The organism is Streptomyces sp. NPDC023527, from assembly GCF_055560115.1.
The window spans coordinates 1-26,646 of record NZ_JBVHJJ010000005.1; the positions used below are offsets into that span (position 1 = coordinate 1).

Sequence of the window (26,646 nt, forward strand, 5' to 3'; positions counted from 1 at the left end):
CCCCCACCCCCCGGCGAGCGGTCCCCCACCCCGCCCACTACGCCCCTTCGTACGTGATCTGGGCCCTATGCCCGGCCTCACACCGGAGGCCATTCGCCCTATCTCTCCGCAAGATCACGTGCACATGGCGTCACGGCCTACGGCCGCCCCCGGGCCGGGCCGAAGTAGTGGTCGAGGCTCCAGGCCGCGACCTTCTGACCCGCCCTGTTGCCGACCTCGTCGGCGGTGCGGGTATGGATGCCCTCCCAGACCCGGGCGTCGATCACGTCGCGGTTGTAGTCGTCCGCGTACTCGTAATGCCGCGTGGTGCCGGTGGCGTGCGACCGGAGGTGGAGATCCACGCGGGAGGTGCCGAACAGGATGGTCAGCGTCCGCATCAGTGCGCCGGCGACCGTGGCGTGCCCGCTGAGGTAGTCGGGGTGCGCCGGGGTGGGGATCAGGGGTTCCCACGCCGTATCGGGCTCGGTCACGGGGTTGTCGTCGGTGTCGGCCAGGTGGATGGCGGTGACCGGGCGCCACCGTCCGTAGCGCAGCTTGGCGTCCCAGGCGGTGACGATCGCGTCGGCCATCGCGCAGTTCGCGGCGGCCAGCAGCCGCGCCGTCGCGGCCATGGAGAGGCCGGACCGGGCGGCGCGGTCGCTCAGGGCCTCCTGGAAGTGCAGGTTGCCGGAGAGGAACAGCGCGGTCGCGGTCTGCTCCGGGCTCCTGGCCGACCCGTTCCGGGCGCCGTACGCCCTCACCTCGGCGATGTCCCGCGCGTAACGGGCGGAGGCGAGCGGGGGCGGCGGCCCGGGGCGGAACTGGGCCGGAGAAGTGAGCGTCATCGGCCGCAGCCGGGCCAGCCAGGCGGTGCCGAAGGGCTGGTACGCGGGTGGGGTGGGCCGCCAGACGCCGGGGGCGGGCGGCGTGGTGAAGGGAGTGGGCGCGAAGCGGCCGTCGCCCTCCCGCGACCTGATCGTGTGCTCGGCGGAGCGCTCCCCGAAGGCCACCCCCGCCTCCTTCGCCCACCCGCCGGGGATTCTCCCGAGGGAGGCGGCGTACGCGGTGTCCAGCCGGTCCTTGGAGGCCGGGAAGTACTCCCGCAGCACCCGGTGCGCGGCCGTGGCGGCGGCCGCGGCGGGCGACGCGCCGCGCGGCCCGCGCGCGTGCCAGCGGTAGGGGGCGTAGTGCCCCTCGATGCCGACCACGGCGTTGTACATGGCGGTGGTGACGAACGCGTGCCAGATGAAGGTCTCCGGCACGGGGCGCTGGGCGTCGTCCTCGATCGTGGCGGCCGCGGTGGCACTCCACTCGCCGACCGTGTCCGCGGCCGGAGCCGTGGCGGGTGACGCGGACGGCGTCACGGCGGGGGCGGCGGCGAGCGCGAGCACCGTCAGGACGGTGACGGCGGCTCTCGCCGTCACGCGGGACAGGGAGGACAGAGAGAAGGGAACGGACTTCTTGTCGCCCACCGTGGACTCCCTCGCGCGCCGGTCCGACGGGCAGCCAAATGAGCGTGCCCCGCCGCTATTCGACACGGCGCGCGCGTCCCTTACGCCGTCCGTCCGGCCCGGTACGCACGAAACGGTGAAGAAGGGGCCCGATGTGTTTGGCGCCGGCCGTCAGCGCTCACCGGGTGGGCCGGGCCGCCCGGAGGGTGTGTGCCGGAGATAGGCCAGCACCGCGCTGACCCGCCGGTGCAGTTGCGGCACCTCCGCCAGACCGAGCTTGGCGAAGGTGGAGTTGACGTGCTTCTCGATGGTCGACTCGGACAGGACGAGCGACTCGGCGATCGCCCGGTTGGTCTTGCCCTCCGCCATGTTCCGCAGGACGTCGAGTTCGCGGCGGGTGAGGCTGGCCAGTGGCGCGTCAGCGGCGCGGGCGTGGCTGCCCATCAGGACCTCGACGATGCGCGGGTCGACGACCGAGCGGCCGGCCGCCACTTCCCGTAGCGCGCGCAGCAGTTCGTCGACCTGGCCGATGCGTTCCTTGAGCAGATAGGCCAGGCCGTCGGTGCCGCGCCGGAACAGGTCGAAGGCGTAGTTCTCGTTGGCGTGCTGGGAGAGCACCACGACGCCGATGCCGGGGTGGCCGGCGCGGATGGTGTGGGCGGCGGTGATGCCCTCGGTGTGGTGGCCGGGCGGCATGCGGATGTCCGCGATGACGACGTCCGGGCCCAGCCGTCCGACGGCGTCGAGGAGTTCCGCCGCGGTGCCCACGGCCGCGACGACCTCGACGTCCCCGGTGTCCTCCAGCAGTCGGCGGGTGCCTTCCCGTACCAGGTAGTGGTCCTCGGCGATGACGACGCGCAGCGGTTCAGGCACGGGACTCCTCCCTCGCTTTCTCCCGCAGCCGGGCATGGATGGTGGTGCCCCGGCCGGTGCCGCTGACGATGTCGAGCGTGCCTCCGGCCGCTTCGATGCGGTCCCGCATCCCGGTCAGGCCCGAGCCCCGCGTGGAGGCGGTGGGGAATCCGACGCCGTCGTCGCTGACGTCCACGAGCAGCCGGCCGCCGCCGCGCGCCATCCGGATCGTGACCCGGTCGGCCCGGGCGTGCTTGAGGACGTTGGTGAGGGCCTCGGAGACCAGGTAGAACGCGGACTCCTCGACGTTCTCGTCGAAGCGGACGCCGTCGAGGGACGCGTCGCTGTCCACGGTGACGGGGATCGGCATCCGGCGGGCGCAGGACGTCACCGCCGCCACCAGGCCCTGGTCGCTGAGGACCGGTGGGTGGATGCCGTGGGCGAATTCGCGGAGTTCGTCGATGACGCGGTAGGCGTCGTCCTGCACCTCGGTCAGGGCGGCGTCGACGTCGGCGCCGCGGTGCAGCCTGCTGCGGGCGAGCGCCAGCTTGGCGACGAGCGCCACGAGTTCCTGCTGGATGCCGTCGTGGAGCCGGCGTTCGATGCGGCGCCGCTCGCTGTCCTGGGCGTGCACGATGCGGGCGCGGGAGGCGTCGAGTTCGCCGGCCTGGTGCTGCACCTCCCGCACCTTCGCGGACAGCTCGGCGGTGAGGCGCACGTTGTGGACGGCGAGCGCGGCCGGCCTGGCGAGGGTCTCCACGAGGTGGTGGTCCTCGGGGGTGAACCGGCCCTCGCGCTTGGGCCCGTACTCGATGAGACCGAGTATGTCCTCGCCGTACCAGAGGGGGAATTCGCCCCGGGAGCCGTCCGTGTGCTCGCCGGCCTCGCCGTGCGCGACGGGCAGGCCGTCCCCGCCCAGGCGTACGCGCGCCCAGCGCAGGTTGAGCCCCTCCTTCAGGACGGTCGCCAGCCGGGGGGCGAGCCGGTCGAGGTCGTAGGCGTGCTCCAGGGTGGTTCCGAACTGGACGAGCAGTTCGAAGCTGCTGAGGCGTTTGCCGAAGACGTAGCGCTGGGCGAGGGCGTTCAGGCGGGCGCGCACGGGCTGGAACAGGGCGGTGGCGGTGACCGCGACCATGACGGACAGCCCGATGGGGAGGTACTGGCCGGCGGTGAGGCCGAGGGTCAGCGCCATGCCGAGGTACCAGCTGTTGATGATGAGCCACAGGGAGCCGTAGACGGCCGAGCGCCGGATGACGATGTCGACGCCGAGGAGCCGGTGCCGGAACGCCGCGTAGACCACGACCAGGGAGATCGACACATACGGCAGGGCCCCGAGGACGGCGCCGACGAGGTAGAGCACGCCGCGCTCGCCCTGCCAGGCGCGGAACAGCCGGGACGACGCCCTGGCCAGGAGGACCACCGCGCCGAGGGTGGCGAAGGGCAGCAGGCGGGCGATGTCGTGCCGCCCGGCCGCCCGGGCGCGCAGGCAGCGGACGACGAGCAGGAGGGCGCCCACCCCGGGCAGCCACGCCTCGGGGTAGTAGAAGACCACGTAGTGGGTGAGCTCCGGGTCGGCTCCGGCCAGTTGCAGGACGGCGGGCAGGGCCAGGGGGACCCAGAAGGCGCGCAGGACGGCCCGTTCGTAGGTGAACCGGACCGTGCCGTCCGGCAGCAGCGCGAGGAGCCTGACGACGAGGACGCTCACCACGAGGTCGCACGTGCGGGTGGTGACCTGGCAGGCGAGCCCGGGGGCCGAGGGAGTGGCCGTGCCCTGGGGGCGGAGATTCCAGCCGTATTCGGCGGTCAGGAACGTCGCGGTGTACCGAAGGGCAATGGACATCGAGAGCCACGTACCGATCAGCAACAGACGCCGGGCGACCGGACTTGACGGAGCGTGCCACCAAGTGAACAAACCGGCGAAGTAACAGGGCAGTACGGAGCCGAGAATCCACGGCAGCGTAAAGCGGTTCTGCAACTGACTCGTGCCGATGATTGTCGCCCAGAGCAGGCACAGTCCGCCGCAAACGGCGACGACCCGCATCCCCCTGCCTCTGCCTGTCACTCGTGACATTATCCGGGGCGATCGCGGCGGGCGTCCAGGCAGACAGCCCCCGTCGCGCATGGAGGAAAACCTCCATGCGACTTTGGGGGCGCCCCGGGTCCCCGGGAATAGCGCGGTGCCGCACACTCGACGTGCCGCGTCTCGGGGGAATCGCGGCGACGGGGGGAGATCGGGTGCGGTAGGTCATCACATGTCCGGTGACATACCGCGCCCGATCGCGGCCGCCGGCCGGTGTTTTCGGCGGGCCCCGGTCCGGTCCTATGAGAACGGATGGGTTTCATGAGTCCTGCATCGCGTCCTGAGGTGGTCGTCTGGGACACCACCTATGCCTGCCCCCTTCGATGCTCGCACTGCTATTCGGAATCCGGTCGGCGGCCGTCCCGGCAATTGAGCCCGCCGGACATGCTCCGGGTGGCCGACGCCCTGATCTCCCTGAAGCCGCGCGTGGTCGCCCTGTCGGGCGGCGAACCCCTCATCGTGAAGGGGATCTTCGAGGTCGCGGAGCGGTTGCGGGAAGCCGGGGTGCGGACGTCCGTGAACACCAGCGGGTGGGTGATGAGCCGGACGCTGGCCGAGCGGCTCGCGGACACGTTCGACGAGGTCATCGTCAGTCTGGACGGCGCGACGGCCGACGTGCACGACCGCATCCGGGGCCGGGCCGGCTCCTTCGAACGGGTCCTGACCGCCCTGCGGCTGCTCGACGAGGTGGCCCGGGAGCGTATCGAAGGGGGCGGGAGGCCGCTGCGGTTCGGTATCGACTGCGTGGTGCTGCGCAGCAACTACGGGCAGCTGGAGCGGTTCGCCTCCGACATCGCGCCGCGTTTCCCGCGGCTGCGCACCCTGGCGTTCAACGCCGCCGTACCGGAAGGGCTCGCCAGCCGGCCGGAATTCTTCCGGTACGAGCTCCTCGACGACGCCCATATCGCCCTGCTGACCGGGGCGGAACTGCTCGCACGACTCCGCGAACTCGCTCCGGATTCCGTCGATGTCTTCACCACGGACAATTTCAATCTCGTCATGAGCCCCGAGCGGGTCGCCCGCCGGATCGACACCCTGGTGATGCAGGTCGAACCCGACGGCGCGGTACGGGGAATCCCGGTCTACGAGGGCACGGTGGGAAGCCTGCTCGACGAACCCGCCGCTGACGTGTGGGAACGGTCGGTCGACCGGTTGAGCGATCCGTTCGTCGTGAAGACCCTGTCGACGGTCCACGGCATAGGGGATTGGGCGGAAGCCGTACGGCGCATGGATTATCACTTCGCGTCGGCGGAGGACCGGGCGAGGATCGGCCGGCGTTCGGTGCGCGTGAATCCCCCGGAATTCCTCACCGGGCCGGCCGCCGCCACGGATTCCACCGATCGCGCCACCGATCGCACCGCCGGGCACAACACCGCGAACAGCTCCGCGATGTGAACACCGCGACGGCGGAGGGGGACCGGCCATGATGAATATCGAGGACTACGACCGCTTCTCGCTCGCGGACCCGGTCTTCTACGAGCATCCGGACCGTCTTCCGGACGACGAGGACCGGCTCCCCGCGGCCGACCGGAAGCCCCCGAAGGGCTGGGACCGCGCCGAATCGGGCTGGTGGGTGCGGCTGAGGCCGACCGGCGCCGCACCGCCCGCACAGGGCTGGAAGATCCATGTCTCCGTCGCCTGGCCCCAGGTGGCGAGGGCCGCGGAGATCGTCCGGGGATACGCGCTGGAGCGGTTCCTGCCGGTCGACCTCATCCGCAGCCTCACCACGGCCCGCGCCCTCAACGACGAACACGCCGACCGCCTGCGCGGCGGCGAGCCGATCACCCTCCACCCGGCGGGCGAGGAGGAGCTGACCCGCGCCCTCGACGAGTTGGGCGTCCTGCTCGAAGGGCTGCCGGGCCCGTACGTCCTGGGCGCGCTGCGGCATCGCGCCGGCCCCCTCTACGTACGCTACGGCGCCGGCCCGACCCGCGATTGCCGAGGGGCGACGGGAGAGCCGGTGCCGGCCCTGGAGCGGCCGGACGGCACCCTGGTCCCCGAGAACCGCCGCCCGGTGTTCGCCTGCCCGGAGTGGGTGCCGCTGCCCGCGGTGCTGCGCCCCGACCTCGACGCGCTGCGCGCGGAGCCCGTCGGCGCGTTCCCGTACCGGGTGCGGCGGGCGCTGAAGTTCAGCAATGGCGGCGGCACCTACCTGGCGACCGACCAGCGGAGTGGCGACCGTGTGATCCTGCGCGAGGCACGCCCGTACGCCGGCCTCGACCGGCGCGGTGAGGACGCCGTCACCCGCCTCGGCCGCGAGCGGGCGACGCTGGAACGGCTGACCGGACTGGACTGCGTCCCGCGCCTGCTGGAGGAGCGGGTCTTCTCCGAGCACCACTTCCTCGCCGTCGAGTACGTCGAGGGGAAGTCCCTGGCCGAGGCCGCGGCCCTCGCCTTCCCGCTGACCTCCGAGGAACGGGCCGCGAAAGAGGCGGCCGGGTACGCCGACTGGGCCCTGGCGGTCCTGGACGCGGTCGAGCGGGCCCTGGCCGGCCTGCACGCCCAGGGCGTGCGCCTGGGCGAACTCCACCCGAAGAACGTGCTCGTGCGGCCCGACGGCCGGGTCGCCCTCGTCGACCTGGAGACGGCCACCGACCTGGCCGACGACCGCGCGCCGGCCCTGGGCGAGCCCGGCTTCACCGCACCGAGCGGTCTGCGCGGCGCGGACGCCACCGCGTACCTGCTGAACCGCCTGCGCCTGTGGCTGTTCCTGCCGCTGCCCTGTCGGCGCCCGGCGGAGATCCGCGCGCTGACGGCGGCCGTCGACCGCCTGTACCCGCTGCCGCCGGGGTTCGGCGCGGGCCTGCTGTCGGGCCTGTGCCCCACGGGCGGGTTCCCCTTGGGCGACGGCCCCGGGGCGCTGCCGGCGGCGGAGCGCCTGGACTGGCCGGCCCTGCGCGACTCGCTGGTGCGCGGTCTGCACAGCATGGCCACGCCCGGCCGCGCCGACCGGCTCTTCCCCGCCACCCCGACCGGGCCGCGGAGCATCGGCGGTCACGCCTTCGGCTACGGCGCCGCCGGGGTGCTCTTCGCCCTGCACCGGGTGGGCGCGGCGGTCCCCGAGGAGTACGCCGCCTGGCTGATCGCGGCGGCCGGCCGGGACCCCGAGCCGCGCCCGGGCCTGTACGACGGGCTGCACGGGGTGGCGTTGACCCTGGACCTGCTCGGCCACCGGGACGCCGCGCTGGAGCTCCTCGACCGCTGCCGCGCCCTCGAACCGGCGGTGGACGGCCCGGACCTGGCCGCGGGCACGGCGGGCATCGCCCTGAACCTGCTGCGGTTCGCCCGGGCCACCGGCGACGGCTCGTACCGCGAACGGGCCCTGCGCCTGGCGGAGTCGGCGGCGGGGCCGGTGACGGCCGGGCCGCTCGCCACGCGGCCGGGCGCGCCACCGCCGTACGGGCTCCTCCACGGGCCGACCGGCGTCGCGCTGCTCTTCCTGCACCTGTACGAGGAGAGCGGGGAGCCGCGCCACCTCGACCTCGCCCATATCGCCCTGCGGCACGACCTCGACCGGTGCGGCGTGCTCCCGGACGGCGCCCTCACGCTGTTCGACGGCACCCACCACCTGCCGTATCTGCACGGCGGCAGCGGCGGTCTGGCCTTCGTCCTGCACGGCTGCCTCCGGCACCGCCCGGACGAGGGCGGGGCCGCGACCCTCGCCGCGATCCTGCGCACCTGCCGCGCCCTGTACGTGCGCAACGCCGGTCTGCTGCGGGGCCGCGCCGGGGGGATCGCCACGCTCGCGGCGCTCGGCGGCCCGCGGGAGGCCGCGGCCGTGCGCACCCAGATCCGCCGCCTGGCCTGGCACGCCCGGTCCTACCGCGGCCATCTGGCCTTTCCCGGCTTCCGGTCGCTGCGGCTCTCGGCGGACCTGGCGACCGGTTCGGCGGGCGTCCTGCTCGCCCTGCACTCCGCGTTCGAGGGGACCGATCCGGTCCTGCCCTACCTCAACCCGCGGCCGGTGACCGTCGCACGGCGAGTGGAAGGAGGTGATCGACGTGTCGGAGATCCTGGACCTTCAGGAGATGGAGGAGGAGACCTCTTCCCTGTGGCCCTGCGCCAACAGCTCCCACAGCTCCCTCGGGATGGCCTGACGAACCGGCCCCCGTCGAGCGCCGAGGGGAGGTGAAACACATGTCGGAGATCCTTGAACTGCAGGAGATGGAGGAGGAGACCCCCTCCCTGTGGCCCTGCGCCAACAGCTATGAGAGCACCCGCGGCGTTGTCTGACGCCTCGTCAGTCAACGGCGCCCGCAGGGCCCGTCGACCGCCGGCGGCCGCCGGTGGCCGACGGGCCCGTCGCGAGGCCGCCGCCCCCACCGAGGAGAAGGAAGATGCTCGATCAAGGTCACCTCGTCGCGGACCCCTTCTTCGCGGACACGCTCGACCGCGTCGAGGACAGCGGCACCCGCTTCGCCCGTACGCGCCTGCCGGCGCCGCCCGGCTGGCTCAGGGCCGAGCGCGGCGGCTGGGTGAACCTCCACCGTCCCGACGCCCCGCTCCCCCGGTGCGGCTGGAAGATCCACGCCTCGGCCACGGCGGACGCCGCCGACCGGGTCGTCGACGTGGTCTGGGAGTACTGCGTACCGCGCGGGATCTGCTTCAAGTTCCTGCGCAGCGCCGCCATCCTCAAGCAGGTCAACAGCAAGCAGGCGCCCCGCTCCGCCAGCGGCAAGCTGGTCACCGTCTACCCGTGCGACGAGGAGGCGCTGGAGCGGACGCTGACCGAGCTGTCGGAGCTGCTGGACGGCGTCGAGGGCCCGTACGTCCTCAGCGACCTGCGCTTCGACGAGGGCCCCTTGTACGTGCGCTACGGCGGCTTCGGCGTGGCGTACTGCTTCGCCCCCGACGGCGGCTATGTGCCCGCGATGGAGGGGCCCGGCGGGGCGTTGGTCCCCGATGTGCGCGGCACCGGCTTCAAGGTCCCGCCGTGGGTGGAGGTGCCCGGCTTCCTCCGGGCCCGGATGCGGGCGGCCGGGGCGAACGGCGGGGGCGGCTTCCCCTATCGCGTGGAGAAGGCGCTGCACTTCTCCAACAGCGGCGGCGTGTACCGCGCCACCGAGCGCGACTCCGGGCGGCGGGTGCTGCTGCGGGAGGCGCGGCCGCACGCCGGCCTCGACGACAACGGCATGGACGCCGTGGCCCGGCTGACGCGCGAGCACACGATGCTCCAACGGCTCCGGGGCCTGCGCTGCGTGCCGGAGGTGTTCGCCCGGGTACGGCACTGGGAGCACCACTTCCTGGTGGAGGAGCTCGTCGAGGGCGAGACCCTGCACGAGGCGGTCGGCCGCCGTCACCCCCTCTTCCGCCACGGTCCCGAGGAGGCCGAGGTCGCCGCGTACACCCGGTGGGCGTGCGGAATCCTCGACCGGATCGAGGGGGCGGTGTCCGAGCTGCGCGGACGGGGTGTCGTCTTCGGGGACCTCCAGCCCGGCAACATCCTCGTCCGCCCCGACGACACCGTCTGCCTGGTCGACTTCGAGACCGCCTTCGGCGCGGACGAGGACTTCTCCCCCGCTCTGGGCACACCGGGCTTCACGGCGTCCTGGGCCCGTTCGGGACACGCGATCGACGCGTACGCGCTCGCCTGCCTGGCCCTCGCCCTCTTCTGTCCGCTCACCCCGCTGCTGCGGTTCGACGCGACCAAGTCCGGGCAGCTCGTCGACTGGACCGAGCGCCGCTTCCCGGTCCCGCCGGGCTTCGGCGCACGGCTGCGCGAGGAGCTGACGCCGCCCACGGCGTACGAGCCGGTCCCCGCGGCCGAACCGGCCCTGTACGAGCCCGCCGGCGCGGGGGCCGCGCTGGACTCGATGCGCGACGCGATCCTGCTCAGCGCGACACCGGAGCGGCCGGACCGGCTGTTCCCGGGCGACGTGCGGCAGTTCGACCACCAGGGCGCCTGTGTGGCGTACGGTGCCGCCGGGGTGCTGCACGCCCTGCACGTCACCGGGCGGGACGGCCACCGCGACCTCGGCGCGCACGTCGACTGGCTGGTCGCGGCGAACGAGCGCACCCGCTGGCCACGGCCCGGGCTGTACGACGGGCTGGCCGGCGTCGCGTACGTCCTGGACGAGCTCGGCCGGCCCGAGGAGGCACGCGAGACGCTCGCCCGGCTCACGGCCTTCGACCTCCGGGGCTGTGGCGTGGGGCTGTTCGGCGGCCTCGCCGGAATCGCCCTGGCGCACCTGCGGTTCGGCGACGTCGAGGCCGCGGCCCGCATCGGTGACCGGCTCACGCGCGCGCTCTCGGGCCCGGAGCCGCCCGGCCCCGGCGACGGCCCGGTGGGCCTGATGCACGGCTGGTCGGGCCCGGCGCTGCTGTTCACCCGGCTCGCGGCCGCGACCGGCGAGGCCCGGTGGCCGCGGGCCGCCGAGACCGCTCTGGCCCGCGACGTCGCCCGCTGCGGCGTACCGCGGGCCGACCACGTGCACGTCAAGGACGGGCAGCTGTGGCGCTCCACCCTCGACCGCGGCAGCGCCGGCGTGGGGATCGCCCTGCACGCGTATCTGCGCCATCACGAGGACCCGCACTACGCCCTGCTGCGCGACCGGATCCGGGACAGCCTCGGCACCGAACTCCTGCTGTCCCCCGGCCTCCTCGACGGGCAGGCGGGCCTGCTCTACGGCCTCGCGCATCTCGACGGCCCCGGCTCCGCGGTGACCACGCACCTGCGGAGTCTGGGCCTCCACGCGGTGCGGTTCCGGGGTGGGCGGGCCTTCGCGACGGACGGACTGCTGAGGCTGTCGATGGACCTGGCCACCGGCACGGCGGGGGTGCTGCTCGCCGTCCACGCCGCGACGGCCGGCGCGGCCCCCGCGTCGCTGCCCCTGCTGAGCACGACGGCATGAGGCGCCCGGCGGACCCCGACAGCCTGCGCCGGAACCGGGACTTCCAGCTCCTGTGCGCCGGTCAGGGCCTGTCCATGCTGGGGTCGGGGGCGGCCGCCGTCGCGCTGCCCCTGCTCGTCCTCCAGGCGACGCGCTCACCGCTGCGCGTGGGCCTGGTGGAGGCGGTGTGGACCGGCGCGCTGGCGCTCGCCTGCCTGCCGGCCGGCCCGGTCGTGGACCGCCTGGACCGCCGCAGGGTCCTGCTGGTGTGCGAGGTCGGCCGCGCGGTCGCCACGACGGCCCTGGCGGCCGCGGTCCTGACGGGCCGGTCGTCGCTGCCGGTCCTGCTGGTCGCCGGGGTGGTGTTGGGGTTCCTCACCGCGCCGTTCAACGCCGCGGGGCTCGCCTCGGTGCGCCAGGTCGTGCCGGAGTCCAAGCTGAGCACGGCGCTGGCCGTCAACCAGGTGCGCGGGCAGCTCGCGTTCCTCGTGGGGCCGGTGCTCGGCGGCTCCCTGTTCCAGCTGTCGCCCAGCCTTCCCTTCTGGCTGGACAGCGCGTCCTTCGCGGTCTCCGCCGGGTGCGTCCGCGCCCTCGGCACGGCGCTGCGCGTACCGGAGACGGAACGGGAAGGCGAGGGCTGGTGGGCGTCGTTCACCACGGGGCTGCGCTTCCTTTGGGGAGAGCGGATCCTGCGGAACCTGGCCCTGGTCGCCTCGGCGCAGAACTTCGTCTTCGACGGGGTGTATCTGGCGATCGTGGTGGTCTGCGCGCGGCACGGCACCTCCGGGGCCTTCATCGGCATGCTCACGGCGACGTCGGCGGTGGGGGCGATGACGGGCGTGCTCCTGGCGCCCCGCGTGAGCCGGCGCCTCTCCCCCGCCGACGTCCTGCTCACCACCGGGGTCCTGTGCGCCCTGCTCGTCACCGCGATGGCCCTCGGCGGCCACGCGGACCTGCTCGCCGTGCTGCTGGCCGGTTGCGCGCTGGCCGTGTCCGTCTCCGGCTCGGTCATGACGGTCGCCCGGCTGCTGCACACCCCGCCCCGGCTCCAGGGCCGGGTGAACAGCGCCATCGGGCTGCTGTTCATGGCCACGCCACCACTCGGCTCGGCGCTCGCCGGGCTGCTCCTGGACGTGCTGCCCGACGCCGCCGTCTTCCTGGTCTTCGGCGGACTCCTGGCCGTACTGGCCCTGTTCCTGCCGCGCGCCGGAACCTTCGACCGCCCGTCCCGCCCCGGCACCGTCAGGGCCGGGGCGGAGGTCGGGAGCGGCCGGTGAGGTCCTTCACGCCGCCGAACGCGTACCGGCCGGGGCCCCGGCGGCCGTCGAGCCGTCCCCCGTGGACGACGGTGCCGGGCGCGACGGGGTGTTCCGTACGAGCCAGGCGACGCCGAAGGTGAGCGCCGACAGGGCGGCGGCGCCGACGAGGACGCCGTGCAGTCCGCTGGTGACCGCGGCCCGTACGGCATCGTGGGCGGTGGCGGACATGTCGCCGAGCAGCGCCGGGGTCAGTCCGCCGCCGCTGGTCAGCCGCTCCGCGGCCGGCCCGCCGAGGCGTTCGGCGAGGGCGTCGCCCAGGCGGTCGGTGTAGACGGCGCCGAGCACCGCGACGCCCAGCGAGCCACCGATGGTGCGCAGCAGGGTGACGGTTCCGGTGGCGGCGCCCATGTCGCGGGGGTCGGCGCTGTTCATCGTGGTGAGCATGGTGCTCTGCATGAGGAGGCCGAGGCCGACGCCGATGACGAGGGTGAGCGCCGAGGCGACGGCGGTCGTGGTGTCCGTGCCGAGCAGGAGCAGCAGGAGTGCGCCCGCGACCGTGACGGCGCCGCCGATGAGGGGGAAGAGGCGGTCGCGGCCGCCGCCCCGGCTCATGAGGCGGCCGGCGGTCAGCTGCGTCGCGAGCATGCCGAACATCAGGGGCAGCAGCAGCATGCCACTGGCCGTGGAGGAGGCGCCCTGGACGAACTGCATGTACTGCGGGAGGAAGTTCACCACGGCGAGCATGACCGCGCCGACCAGGAAGCTGAGGATCTGGGCCACGGTGAAGTCGCGGTTGCGGAACAGCCGGGGCGGGATGACCGGCTCCGCCGCGCGCCGTTCCACGCGGACGAACCAGGCGAGGGCCCCGGCGGCGAGCACGCCGAGGGCGAGGATCCGCGGGGACGACCAGGCGTGGTCGTGACCGCCCCAGCTGCTCAGCAGGGTGAGCGACAGGATGCCGGTGGTCAGCAGGGCCGCGCCGAGGTAGTCGACGCGCGCCCCGGACGGCCGGGGCTCCGCCGCGGCGGGCATCCGGACGCCCAGACCCACGGCCAGCAGCGCGACGAGGCCCACGGGGAGGTTCACGTAGAACGCCCAGCGCCAGCTCAGGTGGTCGGTGAGGAAGCCGCCGAGCAGGGGCCCGCCGACGAAGGCGACCGGCAGCATCACACCGATCATCGACTGGGTGCGTCCCCGGTCCCGCGCGGGCACCAGCACCCCCATGACCGACAGCGCGCCGACCATCAGCCCGCCCGCGCCCAGCCCCTGGAGGGCGCGGAAGGCGATGAGCTGCCCCATGTCCCGCGCGAGGCCGGAGAGGACCGAGCCGACGAGGAAGAGCGCCACGGCGGAGAGGTAGGCGCCCTTGCGGCTGTGGAGGTCGCCGAGTTTGCCCCAGATCGGGGTGGCCGCGGCGGCGGTGAGCAGGTAGGCGGTCACCACCCATGACAGGTGGTCGAGGCCGCCGAGGTCGCCCACGACCGTGGGGAGGGCGGTGCTGACGATCATCCCGTCGAGCGTCGCCAGGAAGATGCCGAGCATGAGCCCGAAGATCCCCAGGTGGGGAAGGCGCTGCCGGTCGGGTTCGGGTGCGTTCCCGGTGTGTTCGCTCATTGCCGCTGCCCCCAAGGCTGATGTCACGCCGGATGTGTACGGCGTATCCCTTGATGTACAACGTACACAACGGGGTGTACAACGTCTACCGCTGATACGGTGTACACAGAATCGGCCGCCGGAAGGAGCCCGCCCCATGCCCGCTCAGGAGAAGCCGGAAAGGCCGGAAAAGGGGGCCGAGAGCGAGGTCTCCCTGTGGGAGCGGCTGGAGCGCCCGGCGCCCGCGCCGCGCTCGACCCTGACTCCCCATCGGATCGCCACGGTCGCCGTCGGGATCGCCGACGCGGAGGGGCTCGACGCCGTCACCATGCGCCGTCTGGCCACCGAGCTGGGCGTCGCCCCGATGGCCGCGTACCGCTATGTGTCCGGCAAGGACGAGCTGCTGGAGCTGATGGCCGACTTCGTCTACGGCGAGCTGACGCTCCCGGACGCCATGGGCTGGCGCGACGCCATGCGGACCATGGCCCTCCGCACCCGGGACGTGATGCTGCGCCACCCCTGGATGGCCCGGACGGCCGTCTTCACGCTGACCCCCAACCAGCTGGCCGTGCCCGAGCGCGCCCTGGCCACGCTGACCGGCCTGGGGCTGGACGCCGACACGATGATGACCGTCTTCCGCACGGTCACCGCGTACGTGCGCGGCGCCGTCGACGCCGAGCTCGGCCTGCTCCGGCTGATGGAGCAGCGGGGCTGGTCCGACGGGCACGAGACGCGCACGGGACTGGCACCCCAGATGTCATGGCTGATGAACAGCGGCCGCTACCCCACGTTCGAGCGCTACCTCCACGAGGCCACCCGCAAGGACGACGCCCAGTGGCAGTTCGCGTCGGGGCTGGACTGCGTCCTCGACGGCATCGCCGCGCGCATGGGCATCTGACCCGCGCGGCACCGGGCCGCATCGACTTCTCGTCGACGGAGACCGCGGAAAACGGGACCGCCCCGGCCGGAGGCATCCGGCCGGGGCGGAACAGGTGCGGGCGGAAGGGGGTCGCCCACCCCGTCGCGTCAGCCCAGGATCGACAGGGCCTGGTTGAAGGTCGTCGACGGGCGCATGACGGCCGCGGCCTTGGCCGGGTCGGGCTGGTAGTAGCCGCCGATGTCGGCCGGCGAGCCCTGGACCGCGATCAGCTCGTCGATGATCGTCCGCTCCTGCTCGGCCAGCGCCTCGGCGAGGGCCGCGAAGGACTCGGCGAGCTGCGCGTCCTCGGTCTGCTTCGCCAGCTCCTGGGCCCAGAAGAGCGCCAGGTAGAAGTGGCTGCCGCGGTTGTCGATGCCACCGAGACGACGGCTGGGCGACTTGTCCTCGTTGAGGAAGGTGCCCGTCGCGCGGTCGAGCGTGTCGGCGAGGACCTGGGCGCGCGCGTTGCCCGTGGTCTGCGCGAGGTGCTCGAAGCTGACCGCCAGCGCGAGGAACTCGCCCAGGCTGTCCCAGCGCAGGTAGTTCTCCTTGACGAGCTGCTGGACGTGCTTGGGCGCGGAGCCACCGGCACCGGTCTCGAACAGGCCGCCGCCGTTCATGAGCGGGACGACCGAGAGCATCTTCGCGCTCGTGCCGAGCTCGAGGATCGGGAAGAGGTCGGTGAGGTAGTCACGCAGCACGTTGCCGGTGACCGAGATGGTGTCCTCGCCGCGGCGGATGCGCTCCAGGGAGAACGCGGTCGCCTCGGCCGGCGGCATGATCTCGATCCGCAGGCCCTCGGTGTCGTGCTCGGCCAGGTAGGTCTTGACCTTGGCGATGAGCTGCGCGTCGTGCGCGCGGCCCTCGTCGAGCCAGAACACGGCCGGGACGCCGGTGGCGCGGGCGCGGGTGACGGCCAGCTTGACCCAGTCCTGGATCGGCAGGTCCTTGGTCTGGCACATGCGGAAGATGTCACCGGCGGCGACCGGCTGCTCCAGCACGGCCTCGCCCGCGGCGTCGACGACGCGCACGGTGCCCGCGGTGGCGATCTCGAAGGTCTTGTCGTGGCTGCCGTACTCCTCGGCCTTCTGCGCCATCAGACCGACGTTCGGGACCGAGCCCATGGTCGACGGGTCGAAGGCGCCGTTCGCGCGGCAGTCGTCGATGACGACCTGGTAGACGCCGGCGTAGCTGCTGTCCGGCAGCACCGCGAGGGTGTCGGCCTCCTGGCCGTCCGGGCCCCACATGTGGCCGGAGGTGCGGATCATGGCCGGCATCGAGGCGTCGACGATGACGTCGCTCGGGACGTGCAGGTTGGTGATGCCCTTGTCGGAGTCGACCATCGCCAGGGCCGGGCCCTCGGCGATCTCGGCCTCGAAGGACGCCTTGATCTCCTCGCCCAGGTGCGGAACCGACTCCAGGCCCTTGAGGATGGTGCCGAGACCGTCGTTCGGGGACAGGCCGGCGGCGATCAGCGCCTCGCCGTACTTCGCGAACGTCTTCGGGAAGAAGGCGCGCACCACGTGGCCGAAGACGATCGGGTCGGAGACCTTCATCATCGTGGCCTTCAGGTGGACCGAGAACAGCACGCCCTCGGCCTTGGCGCGGGCGATCTGCGCCGAGAGGAACTCGCGCAGGGCGGCGACGCGCATGACGGACGCGTCGACGACCTCACCGGCGAGCACGGGTACCGCGTCGCGCAGGACGGTGGTGGTGCCGTCCTCGGCCACCAGCTCGATCCGCAGCGAGCCGGCCTCGGCGACGACGGCGGACTTCTCGGTGGAGCGGAAGTCGTCGGCGCCCATGGTCGCGACGTTCGTCTTCGACTCGGCCGTCCAGGCGCCCATGCGGTGCGGGTGCGCCTTGGCGTAGTTCTTCACCGACGCGGGGGCGCGGCGGTCGGAGTTGCCCTCGCGCAGGACCGGGTTGACGGCGCTGCCCTTGACCTTGTCGTAACGGGCGCGGATCTCCCGCTCCTCGTCGGTCTTCGGGTCGTCCGGGTAGTCCGGCAGCGCGTAGCCCTGCTGCTGGAGCTCGGCGACGGCCGCCTTCAGCTGCGGGATCGAGGCCGAGATGTTGGGCAGCTTGATGATGTTGGCGCCGGGCGTCTTGGCCAGCTCGCCGAGCTCGGCGAGCGCGTCGTCGATGCGCTGGCCCTCCTCGAGGTGCTCGGGGAAGCTGGCGATGATCCGGCCCGCCAGGGAGATGTCACGGCTCTCCACAGTGACACCGGCCGTGGAGGCGTAGGCCTCGACCACAGGCAAGAACGAATACGTCGCCAGGGCCGGGGCCTCGTCAGTGTGGGTGTAGATGATGGTCGAGTCAGTCACCGGTGCTCCGCTCCACGTCTGCAACATTGCTCGACATCAAGATATCTCGTGGCCGCCCCGGTCTCGACAGGGGTCGCCCCGTGCCCCTCGGTCACCGGCGTTCCTGGTCCTGTCGGCGGTCCCGCCGGTCCCTGCGGTCCCAGCGGCCTCGACGCTGCCGCCGGTATCGGCGGTCCCAGCGGTCCAGGCGATCCCTGCGGTCCCGGTACTCCTGGTAATCCTGGTCGTACCGCGCGCCCGGGCCGCCGGTGCCGCCGCGGCCGAACCGTGCGACACCGAAGATCAGCACGACCGCGGCCACCCACAGAAGGGACTGGAGGAACCCGAAGCCGACCAGTGCCAGGAAGACGATGATGAAGAGGAACGGCATGATGGCCCCCACGGCCTGGCCGAATGTGCCCTAGGCGGCTTCCCCGGCCCGCGGACCCGGCGTCACGACCCCCACGGACCGTGCCGCGGCGTCGACGTCGGGAAAGACCGGGAGGAGCCTGCTCAATCCGCTGGCCCCCAGTGCCTCGACGACAGCGGAGCCCGCGACGAGACGCAGCTCGCCGCCGCACGAGCGGGCCCGGCGGCCGACGGCGACGAGGAGCCCCAGGCCGAGGGCGTCACAGGAGGTGACTCCGGACAGGTCGAGGACCAGCCGGCCCCCGGGTTCGCCGGACACGCCCCGCAGGCGCTCGCGCAGCCGCGGAACAGTGGCGAGGTCCAGTCTTCCGGCCACGGCGGCGACGACCGTACGCCCCTTCCGCGCTCCCCTGGCCGGGATCCCGGAAGAGAGCCGGGTACGGCGGCGCGGCGCCCGCTCACAGGTGTGCGCTTCCGCGCCTCGGGTCTCGGCGGTGAGAAGGATTCCGCGGACTGTGCGCACCACGCGCCTCCTGGGAGCGGAGCGGAACTCGACGCTGCCGGGGACTGGGGCTTCATGGCACAGCGTAGTCCTCCCCGCACGCCGCGAACAGCCCGACGGGGCAAGGGATTCGCCCCTGTTCACGTGGCATGCGAGCAGGAGGGCCGCCCATGCGGCCCGGTGGGCGGGGAACGGCCGAATCCCGCCCCTGTCGCTGCCCGGGCGGGATGAAGCGGACAGGGATGATCGTTGAGCGGGGAACAAGCCGTGGACCCGCCGGGGCCACGGTCGACGCGACGAGGACGAGGACGGTCACCATGCCTCTTGAGGGTGAGTACGAGCCGAGCCCCGAGCAGTGGGTGCGCGATCAGGTCGAGCTGTACGAGAGCTCGGGCGGCACGGAGGGGACGACGATGCGGGGCATGCCCGTGATCGTCCTCACGACCCGGGGCGCGAAGAGCGGCAAGATCCGCAAGAGCCCGCTGATGCGGGTCGAGCACGGCGGTGCGTACGCCGTGGTCGCGTCGCTCGGCGGCGCCCCCAAGCACCCGGTCTGGTACCACAACATCGTCGCCGACCCCCGGGTCGAGCTCCAGGACGGCCCCGTGCGCCAGGACATGACGGCGCGCGAGGTCACCGGCGAGGAGAAGGCCCTGTGGTGGGAGCGCGCGGTCGCCGCCTACCCCGACTACGCCGCCTACCAGGAGAAGACGGACCGCGAGATCCCCGTCTTCGTCCTGGATCCGACCCCCGCCGGACACTGACGAGCGCCCGGCCCGCGGAAGGCCGACAGCCGCAAATGGGAGAAGACAGGGACGAAACCGCAACCGGTCGATCATGAAAGGCGTCCTGTCCGACGTACCGACCGCAGGAGAGACGGAGAACAGATCTTGGACACCACAGGAGCACGTCCGACCCGCCGCGCGATACTTTCCCTCGGCACGGGGGTGGCGCTGGCCGCCGCCCTGTCCACGGGCCCGAGCGCGCACGCCGCCCCATCCGGCGGCCACGGGATCTCCCGGCAGCTGAAGGAGCTGGAGCGGAGGCATTCCGCCCGACTGGGCGTGTACGCCCGCGACACGGCCACGGGCAGAACGGTGGCGTACCGCGCGGACGAACGCTTCCCCATGTGCTCGGTGTTCAAGACGCTCGCCGCCTCGGCCGTCCTGCGGGACCTCGACCACGACGGCGAGTTCCTGGCGAAGCGCGTCCGGTACAGCGAGAAGGACACCGTGGACTCGGGCTACGCCCCGATCACCGGCAAGCGCGAGAATCTCGCGCACGGCATGACCGTCGGGGAACTGTGCGCCGCCACCATCTCCTACAGCGACAACGCCGCCGCGAACCTGCTGCTGCGGGAGCTGGGCGGGCCGACGGCCGTCACCCGCTTCGCCCGCTCGATCGGTGACGGGACGACCCGGCTCGACCGGTGGGAGCCGGAGCTGAACTCGGCGGAGCCCTCCCGCCTGACGGACACCACCAGCCCGCGCGCCATCGGGCAGACCTACGGGCGCCTCGTCCTCGGGGACGCGCTGGCGCGCGAGGACCGGCGGCGGCTGACCGGTTGGCTGCTGGCCAACACCACCAGCGACGCGCGCTTCCGCGCCGGCCTTCCCTCGGGCTGGTCGGTGGCGGACAAGACCGGCGGCGGGAAGTACGGCACCAACAACAACGTGGGCGTCGCCTGGCCCCCGCACCGCTCCCCCATCGTGCTGGCCGTCCTGACGACCAAGCGCACCGTCGACGCGCCGGCGGACGACCCGCTCGTCGCGGAGACCGCCGCGCTCCTGGCCGCCGCGCTCACCTGACCGAGCGAATGGGTGGTGGCCCCGTCCGACGGGGCCACCACCCGTTCGAGGAGACAACCGTGACCTATGAGATCCGGCCGTTCCGGGCAGCCGACCTGGACGTCCTCGTCGAGGTCGGCGAGGCCGCCGACGAGCTGTTCACCGACCGCGGGCTGCGCCTTCCGCCCGACGACCAGGCGGCGGCGATCCACGGGGCCGAGGACGTCTTCGTCCTGGCGGAACCCGGAGAACCGGCGGTCGGTTACGCCGCGGTGGAGACCGTCGACGGCAACCTCCATCTCGCGCAGATCGCCGTCCACCCCGAGCACGGCGGAAAGGGCCTCGGCACCCTGCTGCTGGACGCGGTCGTCCGCCACGCCGTCTCGCTGGGGGCGCCCGCGGTCACCTTGACGACGTTTCGTGACGTGCCCTGGAACGGCCCCTGGTATCGCGGGCACGGCTTCGCCGTCCTCCCCGAGCCGGACTGGGGCCCGGAGCTGCGGCGCCTGTGGCGGGCCGAGGTCGAGGCCGGGATCGTGATCGCTCCCCGCGTGGCGATGAGCCGCCCGCTCGCCGCGTAGGCGAACCGCCTCACGGCCCGGTGTGGACGTAGGCGGCCCACCACAGCGGGTCGTCGTCCCGTTCGCGCAACCGCTGTACGGCGCTGTGCAGGGCGGTCGCGGCGCGGCTCGGATCGAGGCCGTCGGGCCCGCCGGGGGCGTCCGGTGCCGTCAGGCCGGCGTAGAAGTGCTCCGCCGCCCGCAGCGCGCTCGCGTCGTCGACCGCCCACTGGGCGGCCACCACATGGCTGAACCCCGCCAGTTGCAGGGCCCCGGCCAGGTGGACCGCCTCGTCGGGCAGCACGGCGGCGCCCCGCGCGGTCTCGCACGCCGACAGGAACGCCAGCCGGGCGTGGTCCAGCCGCAGTCGTGAGATGTCCGCGACCGTCAGCGGGCCGGACCGCTCGTGGTCGTGGCAGTACAGGGCGCCGCCGCTCGCGTCGCCCGGGTCCTGGCTGGCGTGGCCCGAGAAGTGCAGGAAGGAGTGGGCCGGCAGCTCGTCCAGCAGTGCCGCGCGCGACGCGCGGCGCCCGGCCAGCAGGGTGGTCCGGGGCACCCGGTCGGCCAGCAGGCGCGCTTCGGCCCGGGCGTGCGGCAGCGGGGGCAGGCCGGGGGTGCCGGACTGGTCGACGGCGAGCATCCTGCCGCCGGCGCGGCTTCCGGCGCCGGGCACGGTCTGTGCGGCGAGGGCGCGCAACGTCGTGGTGTACGAGCACACGTACCGGTCCGGCAGCGCCCGCGGCCCGCTGTCCGCGCCGGCGCCCGGCGGACCGTAGTGTCCGGCCGCGTGCAGCGGCAGCAGGGACAGCAGGCCGGTGGGGCACCACCACAGGCGGGACGGCGGCTCGCCGGGGGCGCCCGTGGAGCCCAGCTCGGCCAGTACGGGGGCGGCGACGACGTCCCACAGCCATCCCAGCGTGCGGACCAGGATCCGCTGGGCCCGCCAGGCGTCCGCCGGTGACCGGCCGACCAGGGCGAGCGCGTCGAGCAGGGCTCCGGCCCGCTCGACCAGGCCGCCGGGGCCCTCCAGATCGAGCTCCGGCAGCGGCACGGTGCGCAGCCGGTCACGGGTGACGACGAGCGCGTCACAGCGCAGGGCGCTGGTGTTGACGACCACCACCGGGCCGTGCCCGGCGGCGGCCCGCAACCGTTCGGCGGAGGGCAGCCGCAGGAAGTCCTCCAGTCCGGGCAGCTCACGCGCCCGGCGTACCAACTCGTCCATCTCCCGGGCCAGTTCGCGGCGCCGCTCCGCCGCCGCCCGCTGTTCCCGCAGGAGCCGCGCGGGGTCGGCCCCGCCCGCCGCCGGGTCCGACGGGGAGGTGTGGATCTCCAGCATCGCCCGCACCTCCCTGATGCGGTCTGCCAGTTGGGGCGCCTGTTCCCGCAGCGCCGTCATGTCGTCGCGGGCGTCCAGGGCCTGTGCCAGGAGTACGCCGCGCCCCTGCTCCAGCAACTGCAGGGCCTCCTGCGGGCGTCCGGCGTTCAGGGCCACGGCGGCGGCGTCGCCCGCCAGGCCCGCCGCGCGGCCGAGGGCGTCGAGCCGGTCCTGTCGGTCCAGCCCGTGCCAGGCCAGCAGGGGCAGTTCGGTGATGGCGGCCCGGTGGGCGTCCAGCGCCTGCCCCCAGTCCCCCAGGGCCGCGGACGCGGTGGCCCAGCCGCGCGCGGCGCGGAACCTCACCAGCGCCGGCGCGGTGGCGATGCCCGTGGCCTGGCGGAACAGGTCGAACGCGACGTGGAGGTCGCCCGGCCCGCCGCTCAGGCCCGCGCGGGCCAGGAGCGCCGCACCGAGGTTCGACAGATACCTCGCGCGCTGCGGATGGTCGCCGGGCGCGGCCCGCAGGGCTGCCCGGGCGGCACCGGCCGCCTCCTCCACGTCGGCGGGCAGAGCGGCGCTGTCGAAGCGGGCGAGGAGCGCCCCGGAGAGGTTGGACAGGCATATGGCGCGGACGGGGTGGCCGTCCGGGCAGACGCGTACGGCCTGCCGGAGGTGCTCGACCGCCTCGTCGGCGTCGGCCTGCCGCCGGGTGCTCCCGTACCGCTGGCGCAGCCCGTTGCCCAGGTTGGACAGGTAGGTGGCGAGGGCGGGATGGCCGTCGGGTACGGCTCGCACCGCCGCGCGGGACACCTCGATCGCCTCGTCCAGGTCGGCGAGCGCGCCCGATCTCTCGTAGCGGGAGGTGAGGGCCGTGGAGAGATTGGTCAGGTGCTGGGCGCCGCTCACATGGCCGGCGGGCAGCCCCCGGACGGCGGCACGGCACACCTCGACCGCTTCGTCCAGATCGGCGAGCGCGCCCGACCACTCGAACCGCCGGCGCAGGGCGATGCCCAGATTGGCCAGGTGGACGACGCGTTCGGGGGCGTCGGTGACGGGAGTGGCGTCGACCGCCTGTCGGCTCGCCCGTACCGAGTCCTCCAGGTCCTGAGGCGCCCCCGAGCGGCCGTAGCGGGATATCAGGGTGGTGCTGAGGTTGGAGAGGTAGGTCGCCCGCTCCGGATGGTCCGCGGGCAGGGCCGCCACCGCCTGCCGGCTGAGCTCGACCGCCCGGTCCAGGTCGTGGTCGGTGCCGAGGCGCTCGGCCCGCACCCGCAGGGCCGCGCCGAGGTTGGACAATTGCATCGCGCGGTCCCGGGCGGAGCGGTGCGCGGCTCTCCCGGCCTCCTCCAGCCGTCGCACGGCCTCGTCCAGCAGGGTGAGGTCGCCGTTCCGTTCGTAGGCCGCCTGGAGCGTCCGGCCGAGGTTGAACAGCACCTGAGGCGCTTTCGGGTCGTCGCCGCGGCCGAGCGACCGGGCGGCGCGGCGGTGCCGGTCCAGGGCCTCGGTGAGGTCGTCGGGGTCGGTGGTGAGGGCGAATCGTTTCATCAGCAGGCCGCCGATGTGCGACTCGTCGATGGCCCGCTCCGGATCGTCGGGGCCCAGCCGGACCGCCTCCCGGAAGACGTCGAGCGCCGCGTCCAGGTCGGCGAGCGATTCGGTGCGGTCGAAGCGCCGGGTGCGGGCGTGCCCCAGCTCGGACAGGCACTTGCGCACGGCGACCGGGTGGAAGTCGACGAGCAGCGCGCGGGCCTCCTCCAGGACCGCGGCCGCCTCCTCCTCGTCGGACGACGAGCGGGTCCGCCGGGCCCGCGCCAGCAGGGCCTCGCCCAGCAGGCAGAGCGGCACCCCCCGGTCGGCGCGCCCGCCGGGCACGCCGCGCACGCCGCGCCGGGCCGCCTCGATCGCGGCGTCGGCGTCGGCGGGATCGCCGGTGCTCCGGAACCGGGCCAGCAGTGCCGCGCCCAGGTCGTACCGGCGCACGGCCGCCAAGGGCCCGTCGTCGTCCGTGTGCCGCACGGCCCGCCGGAGGAGGTCCACGGCCTCGTCGATGTCCGCCGGCCTCCCCAGGTGTTTGAACCTCTTCTGCAGGGCGCCGCCCAGGACTCCGAGGAGCAGGGCGTGCTGCGGACCCGTGGCGGGGGCCGCCGCCAGGCCCTGCCGCCCGGCGTCCACGGCCGCGTCCAGCTCGGCCGCCGCGCCGGACCGTTCGGCCTTCGAGCGGAGGACGCCACTGAGGTTCGCCAGGCATCGGGGGTGTTCCGGGTGGCCGGGCGGGCAGGCCGCCACCGCCCGCGTCGCCGCGTCCACGGCGGCGTCGAGGTCCGCCGGGTCCCCGAGGCGGAGGAACCGCTGGTCCAGAGCGAGTCCCAGGTTCGTCAGGTACATCGCCCGCACCGGATCGTCCGGCGCGGCCCGGTCCACGGCGAGCCGCAGGGCGTCGGCGGCGGCCTCCAGGTCCGCCGCCGAGGCGTCCCGCTCGTACCGGGCCAGGAGCGCCATGCCCGCGTTGGAGTGGAACAGCGCCTGGGGCTCCCGCGCGAGCCGTACGGATTCCGTGCCGGCGGCGACGGCCTCGTCCAGGTCCGCCGGCTCCTGGCGGACGGCGGACCGCAGGTACAGCGCGGCGGAGAGGTTGGACAGATACAGCCCCCGGTCGGGATCGTCGGCGGGGGCCAGCCGTACGGCCTGCCGGCCCGAGTCGACGGCCTCCTCCAGATCCGTGGCGTCCCCGAGCACCGCGCAGCGGTTGCGCAGCGCGCCGCACAGGTTCGCCAGCAGCATCGGACGCAAGGGGTGCGACGCGGGCAGGACGTCCCGGACGCCTCGCCACAGGGCGATCGCCTCCTCCAGCGCCTCGCCGGCGCCCGTGGTCTGCCAGCGTCCGAACAGCTCCAGGGCGCGCGTCCATGTGGTGTGCAGGTCCTCCGTGGCGGGCAGTTCCATCGCGGCGACGGCCTCCCGCAGGTGCTCGGGCACCTCCTCCGGCACGTACCGGCCGACCAGGGCGAACAGCATCACCGTCAGATGCGTGTCCGTCCGGGCCTCTTCGGTGCCCCCCAGGACCAGGCACCGTGAGTAGTGCAGGCAGGCGGTCGCGTAGAGGGCGGACAGGTCGAGGATGTACAGCGGCCGGTCCGGCTCGGCCGTCGCGTCCGGGACGCGGAGAACGGTCGCACGCAAGGAGGCCGATTCGGCCAGGGCGGCCGGTTCCATCACCACCGCCCGGTTCCCCTCGTTCCGGAAGGAGTCCAGCCGTTCCTCCAGGCGGGCGGTGAGCCGTACGACCTCCGCCCAGTCGGTGTCGTCCGGCATCGTCCACCCCGTCGGCCCTGTTCCGTCACCCCTCATGCCATGATGCTCCATCAACTTCACGGTGGAGGATGCCTTTTATGGAGACCTCGGACCTACTGGGTGTGCTGTGCCGGGAGCTGCCCGAGCTGCGGGCGGTCGCCGAGGAGAGCGGTGACGGCGGGGGCCTGGAGGACGCCCTGGCGGCGGCGCGGCGCGGGGAGCCGGTCTCCGACCGGCTGCGGGAACTGGGGCTGCTGCGGCTGCTGGAGTCCTGGACGGCTCGCGGCGTGCCGGCACCCGGTGACCAGGCCGGCCTGGTCACCCTGCCCGGTGGCGACGGCGGCGGGCACGTGGCGCTCGGCCGCTACCGCTGCCCGGCCGGTGCCTGCCGCCGTGCCGAGCGGCCGGGGCCGGGTGAGGACCTGCCGGTCTGCGCCCTCCACGGCCGGCCGCTCCGGTTCGGCTGACCGCGCGCGGCCGGTGCCGGGGAGGGACGGGACGGGATGAACACGGTGCTGGCCGAGCTGGGCCGCCGGTACGTGGAGCGCTGGGTGGCCATGCTGGTCCTGCCCGGGCTGCTCTACGTGGCGGGCGCGACGGCGGCCCACCGGCTGGGCCAGACGCACTGGGCGGACCTCGGCCGCCTGAGCGGCCTGCTGGACCCCGGCGGCCCGCTCGACGGCCACCGCACCTCCGTATGGGTCCTGGTGATCGTGGCGCTGCCCCTGCTCTCGGCCGCCGCCGGGCTGGCCGCCCGGGGCGCCGCGGCGGCCCTCGGCCGCCTGTGGTTCGAGCCCTGGCCGTACGGTCTGCGGCGCCTCGCGCGACGGCGGACCGCCGCCCGCGCCGAGCGGTGGAAGGCGGCCGACCGGGCGTACCGGACCGAGCTGGACGGCTCGGGGGCGCGGCCGCCGGCCGGGGCCCGGGCCCGGATCGACGCGCTGGCGGCCCGGCGCAACGCCGTCGCCCTGTGGCCGCCGGCCCACCCCACCTGGACGGGCGACCGGCTGGGCGCGGTCGACGCCCGGGTCTGGGCCTGGTACCGGCTCGACGTCGTCTTCGCCTGGCCGCGGTTGTGGCTGGTCCTGGGCGAGTCCGAGCAGAACACGCTGCGCGCCGCGCGCGCGGAGCTCGACGCCGCCGTCACGCTGGCGGGCTGGGGCGTCCTGGGCGCGCTGCCCGCGCTGTGGTGGTGGCCGTCGCTGCTCCTCGCGGCGGGCGCCTTCGCCCTGGGCCTGCGGCGGACGCGGGCCGCGGTGGACACGCTGGCGCATCTCACCGAAGCCGCCTTCGACCTGCGGGCCGCGGCCCTCGCGCGGGAGCTGGGCTTCGAGGTGCCGGAGGGGCGGCTGTCCCCGGAGACCGGCGCGCAGGTCACCGCGCACCTGCGGAAGCACGCCTGACACCCGGCGCGCGGCGCCCGATGCCGTGCGGCTGACGGCAGCGGCTTTGGTCCGCGCACTCGCCGTTGCCGCCGCCTCTGCGACCCCGAACCACGCACCGCCGACGCCCTGTCCCTTGGTGTCGCCGGGCCTGGTGCCCTTGCCGAA

At 73.9% G+C, this 26,646-nt stretch carries 18 protein-coding genes; 10 read left to right on the plus strand and 8 right to left on the minus strand.

Annotated elements, in window-relative coordinates:
- Nucleotides 1–137: 137 nt before the first annotated feature.
- The 3 genes from ACZ303_RS11210 to ACZ303_RS11220 form a co-directional block, all read right to left on the minus strand.
- Nucleotides 138–1,451: a vanadium-dependent haloperoxidase gene (locus ACZ303_RS11210; protein ID WP_467337492.1), complete on the minus strand. Its 1,314-nt coding sequence runs from the start codon at nucleotides 1,449–1,451 to the stop codon at nucleotides 138–140.
- Nucleotides 1,452–1,601: 150 nt separating this feature from the next.
- A complete protein-coding gene (locus tag ACZ303_RS11215) occupies nucleotides 1,602–2,291 on the minus strand; it encodes a response regulator transcription factor (RefSeq protein WP_467338188.1) in 690 nt (229 codons plus the stop codon).
- A 4-nt stretch (nucleotides 2,292–2,295) separates the two neighbouring features.
- On the minus strand, nucleotides 2,296–4,122 hold the full coding sequence (locus ACZ303_RS11220; protein WP_467337494.1) for a sensor histidine kinase: 1,827 nt from the start codon (nucleotides 4,120–4,122) through the stop codon (nucleotides 2,296–2,298).
- 501 nt (nucleotides 4,123–4,623) lie between these two features.
- On the opposite strand from ACZ303_RS11220, the gene ACZ303_RS11225 reads away from it, so the two are divergent.
- The 4 genes from ACZ303_RS11225 to ACZ303_RS11240 all read left to right on the plus strand — a co-directional run bounded on the left by ACZ303_RS11225 (nucleotide 4,624) and on the right by ACZ303_RS11240 (nucleotide 12,469).
- A complete protein-coding gene (locus ACZ303_RS11225) occupies nucleotides 4,624–5,757 on the plus strand; it encodes a radical SAM protein (protein WP_467337496.1) in 1,134 nt (377 codons plus the stop codon).
- Between the two features lie 28 nt (nucleotides 5,758–5,785).
- A complete protein-coding gene (gene lanKC, locus ACZ303_RS11230; protein ID WP_467337497.1) occupies nucleotides 5,786–8,494 on the plus strand; it encodes a class III lanthionine synthetase LanKC in 2,709 nt (902 codons plus the stop codon).
- Between the two features lie 205 nt (nucleotides 8,495–8,699).
- A complete protein-coding gene (gene lanKC / locus ACZ303_RS11235; protein WP_467337499.1) occupies nucleotides 8,700–11,213 on the plus strand; it encodes a class III lanthionine synthetase LanKC in 2,514 nt (837 codons plus the stop codon).
- Complete coding sequence (locus ACZ303_RS11240; protein ID WP_467337501.1) at nucleotides 11,210–12,469, plus strand: MFS transporter; 1,260 nt, start codon at nucleotides 11,210–11,212, stop codon at nucleotides 12,467–12,469. Before lanKC (ACZ303_RS11235) ends, ACZ303_RS11240 begins: the two co-directional genes overlap by 4 nt.
- Before the next feature lie 6 nt (nucleotides 12,470–12,475).
- Here the strand turns inward: ACZ303_RS11240 and ACZ303_RS11245 are convergent, their stop codons facing one another.
- Nucleotides 12,476–14,065, minus strand: coding sequence for an MDR family MFS transporter (locus ACZ303_RS11245; RefSeq protein ID WP_467337502.1), 1,590 nt, complete (start codon nucleotides 14,063–14,065; stop codon nucleotides 12,476–12,478).
- Between the two features lie 136 nt (nucleotides 14,066–14,201).
- Here ACZ303_RS11245 and ACZ303_RS11250 point away from each other — a divergent pair, with 136 nt between their 5' ends.
- Nucleotides 14,202–14,942, plus strand: coding sequence for a TetR/AcrR family transcriptional regulator (locus tag ACZ303_RS11250; protein WP_467337504.1), 741 nt, complete (start codon nucleotides 14,202–14,204; stop codon nucleotides 14,940–14,942).
- A gap of 128 nt (nucleotides 14,943–15,070) precedes the next feature.
- On the opposite strand, the gene ACZ303_RS11255 is transcribed toward ACZ303_RS11250, so the two are convergent.
- From ACZ303_RS11255 to ACZ303_RS11265, 3 genes are all read right to left on the minus strand, one after another.
- A complete protein-coding gene (locus tag ACZ303_RS11255) occupies nucleotides 15,071–17,293 on the minus strand; it encodes an NADP-dependent isocitrate dehydrogenase (protein WP_467337506.1) in 2,223 nt (740 codons plus the stop codon).
- Between the two features lie 91 nt (nucleotides 17,294–17,384).
- Nucleotides 17,385–17,663, minus strand: coding sequence for a hypothetical protein (locus tag ACZ303_RS11260; protein ID WP_467337508.1), 279 nt, complete (start codon nucleotides 17,661–17,663; stop codon nucleotides 17,385–17,387).
- A 30-nt stretch (nucleotides 17,664–17,693) separates the two neighbouring features.
- Complete coding sequence (locus ACZ303_RS11265) at nucleotides 17,694–18,062, minus strand: STAS domain-containing protein (protein WP_467338190.1); 369 nt, start codon at nucleotides 18,060–18,062, stop codon at nucleotides 17,694–17,696.
- 398 nt (nucleotides 18,063–18,460) lie between these two features.
- On the opposite strand from ACZ303_RS11265, the gene ACZ303_RS11270 reads away from it, so the two are divergent.
- From ACZ303_RS11270 to ACZ303_RS11280, 3 genes are all read left to right on the plus strand, one after another.
- Nucleotides 18,461–18,907: a nitroreductase family deazaflavin-dependent oxidoreductase gene (locus ACZ303_RS11270; protein WP_467337509.1), complete on the plus strand. Its 447-nt coding sequence runs from the start codon at nucleotides 18,461–18,463 to the stop codon at nucleotides 18,905–18,907.
- A gap of 126 nt (nucleotides 18,908–19,033) precedes the next feature.
- Nucleotides 19,034–19,951 (plus strand): class A beta-lactamase, encoded by a 918-nt coding sequence (gene bla / locus ACZ303_RS11275; protein ID WP_467337511.1) that lies wholly within the window; start codon nucleotides 19,034–19,036, stop codon nucleotides 19,949–19,951.
- A gap of 59 nt (nucleotides 19,952–20,010) precedes the next feature.
- Entirely contained in the window at nucleotides 20,011–20,511 is a 501-nt protein-coding gene (locus tag ACZ303_RS11280) for a GNAT family N-acetyltransferase (protein WP_467337513.1), read from the plus strand.
- Between the two features lie 10 nt (nucleotides 20,512–20,521).
- Here the strand turns inward: ACZ303_RS11280 and ACZ303_RS11285 are convergent, their stop codons facing one another.
- Nucleotides 20,522–25,117 (minus strand): CHAT domain-containing protein, encoded by a 4,596-nt coding sequence (locus ACZ303_RS11285; RefSeq protein ID WP_467337515.1) that lies wholly within the window; start codon nucleotides 25,115–25,117, stop codon nucleotides 20,522–20,524.
- 77 nt (nucleotides 25,118–25,194) lie between these two features.
- On the opposite strand from ACZ303_RS11285, the gene ACZ303_RS11290 reads away from it, so the two are divergent.
- Together ACZ303_RS11290 and ACZ303_RS11295 are read left to right on the plus strand one after the other, a co-directional pair.
- The gene (locus ACZ303_RS11290) at nucleotides 25,195–25,563 is read left to right on the plus strand and encodes a hypothetical protein (RefSeq protein WP_467337517.1); all 369 of its coding nucleotides are present in this window, start codon (nucleotides 25,195–25,197) and stop codon (nucleotides 25,561–25,563) included.
- A gap of 36 nt (nucleotides 25,564–25,599) precedes the next feature.
- Nucleotides 25,600–26,499 (plus strand): hypothetical protein, encoded by a 900-nt coding sequence (locus ACZ303_RS11295; protein WP_467337519.1) that lies wholly within the window; start codon nucleotides 25,600–25,602, stop codon nucleotides 26,497–26,499.
- Nucleotides 26,500–26,646: the final 147 nt, after the last annotated feature.

Bases quoted from the DNA above. Each gene is read 5' to 3' on its own strand.
- ACZ303_RS11220 (WP_467337494.1), bottom strand. From the start codon at position 4,122: ATGTCCATTGCCCTTCGGTACACCGCGACGTTCCTGACCGCCGAATAC.
- ACZ303_RS11295 (WP_467337519.1), top strand. From the start codon at position 25,600: ATGAACACGGTGCTGGCCGAGCTGGGCCGCCGGTACGTGGAGCGCTGG.
- ACZ303_RS11260 (WP_467337508.1), bottom strand. From the start codon at position 17,663: ATGCCGTTCCTCTTCATCATCGTCTTCCTGGCACTGGTCGGCTTCGGG.
- ACZ303_RS11240 (WP_467337501.1), top strand. From the start codon at position 11,210: ATGAGGCGCCCGGCGGACCCCGACAGCCTGCGCCGGAACCGGGACTTC.
- ACZ303_RS11225 (WP_467337496.1), top strand. From the start codon at position 4,624: ATGAGTCCTGCATCGCGTCCTGAGGTGGTCGTCTGGGACACCACCTAT.
- ACZ303_RS11245 (WP_467337502.1), bottom strand. From the start codon at position 14,065: ATGAGCGAACACACCGGGAACGCACCCGAACCCGACCGGCAGCGCCTT.
- lanKC (WP_467337499.1), top strand. From the start codon at position 8,700: ATGCTCGATCAAGGTCACCTCGTCGCGGACCCCTTCTTCGCGGACACG.
- ACZ303_RS11285 (WP_467337515.1), bottom strand. From the start codon at position 25,117: ATGCCGGACGACACCGACTGGGCGGAGGTCGTACGGCTCACCGCCCGC.
- lanKC (WP_467337497.1), top strand. From the start codon at position 5,786: ATGATGAATATCGAGGACTACGACCGCTTCTCGCTCGCGGACCCGGTC.
- ACZ303_RS11290 (WP_467337517.1), top strand. From the start codon at position 25,195: ATGGAGACCTCGGACCTACTGGGTGTGCTGTGCCGGGAGCTGCCCGAG.
- ACZ303_RS11250 (WP_467337504.1), top strand. From the start codon at position 14,202: ATGCCCGCTCAGGAGAAGCCGGAAAGGCCGGAAAAGGGGGCCGAGAGC.
- ACZ303_RS11270 (WP_467337509.1), top strand. From the start codon at position 18,461: ATGCCTCTTGAGGGTGAGTACGAGCCGAGCCCCGAGCAGTGGGTGCGC.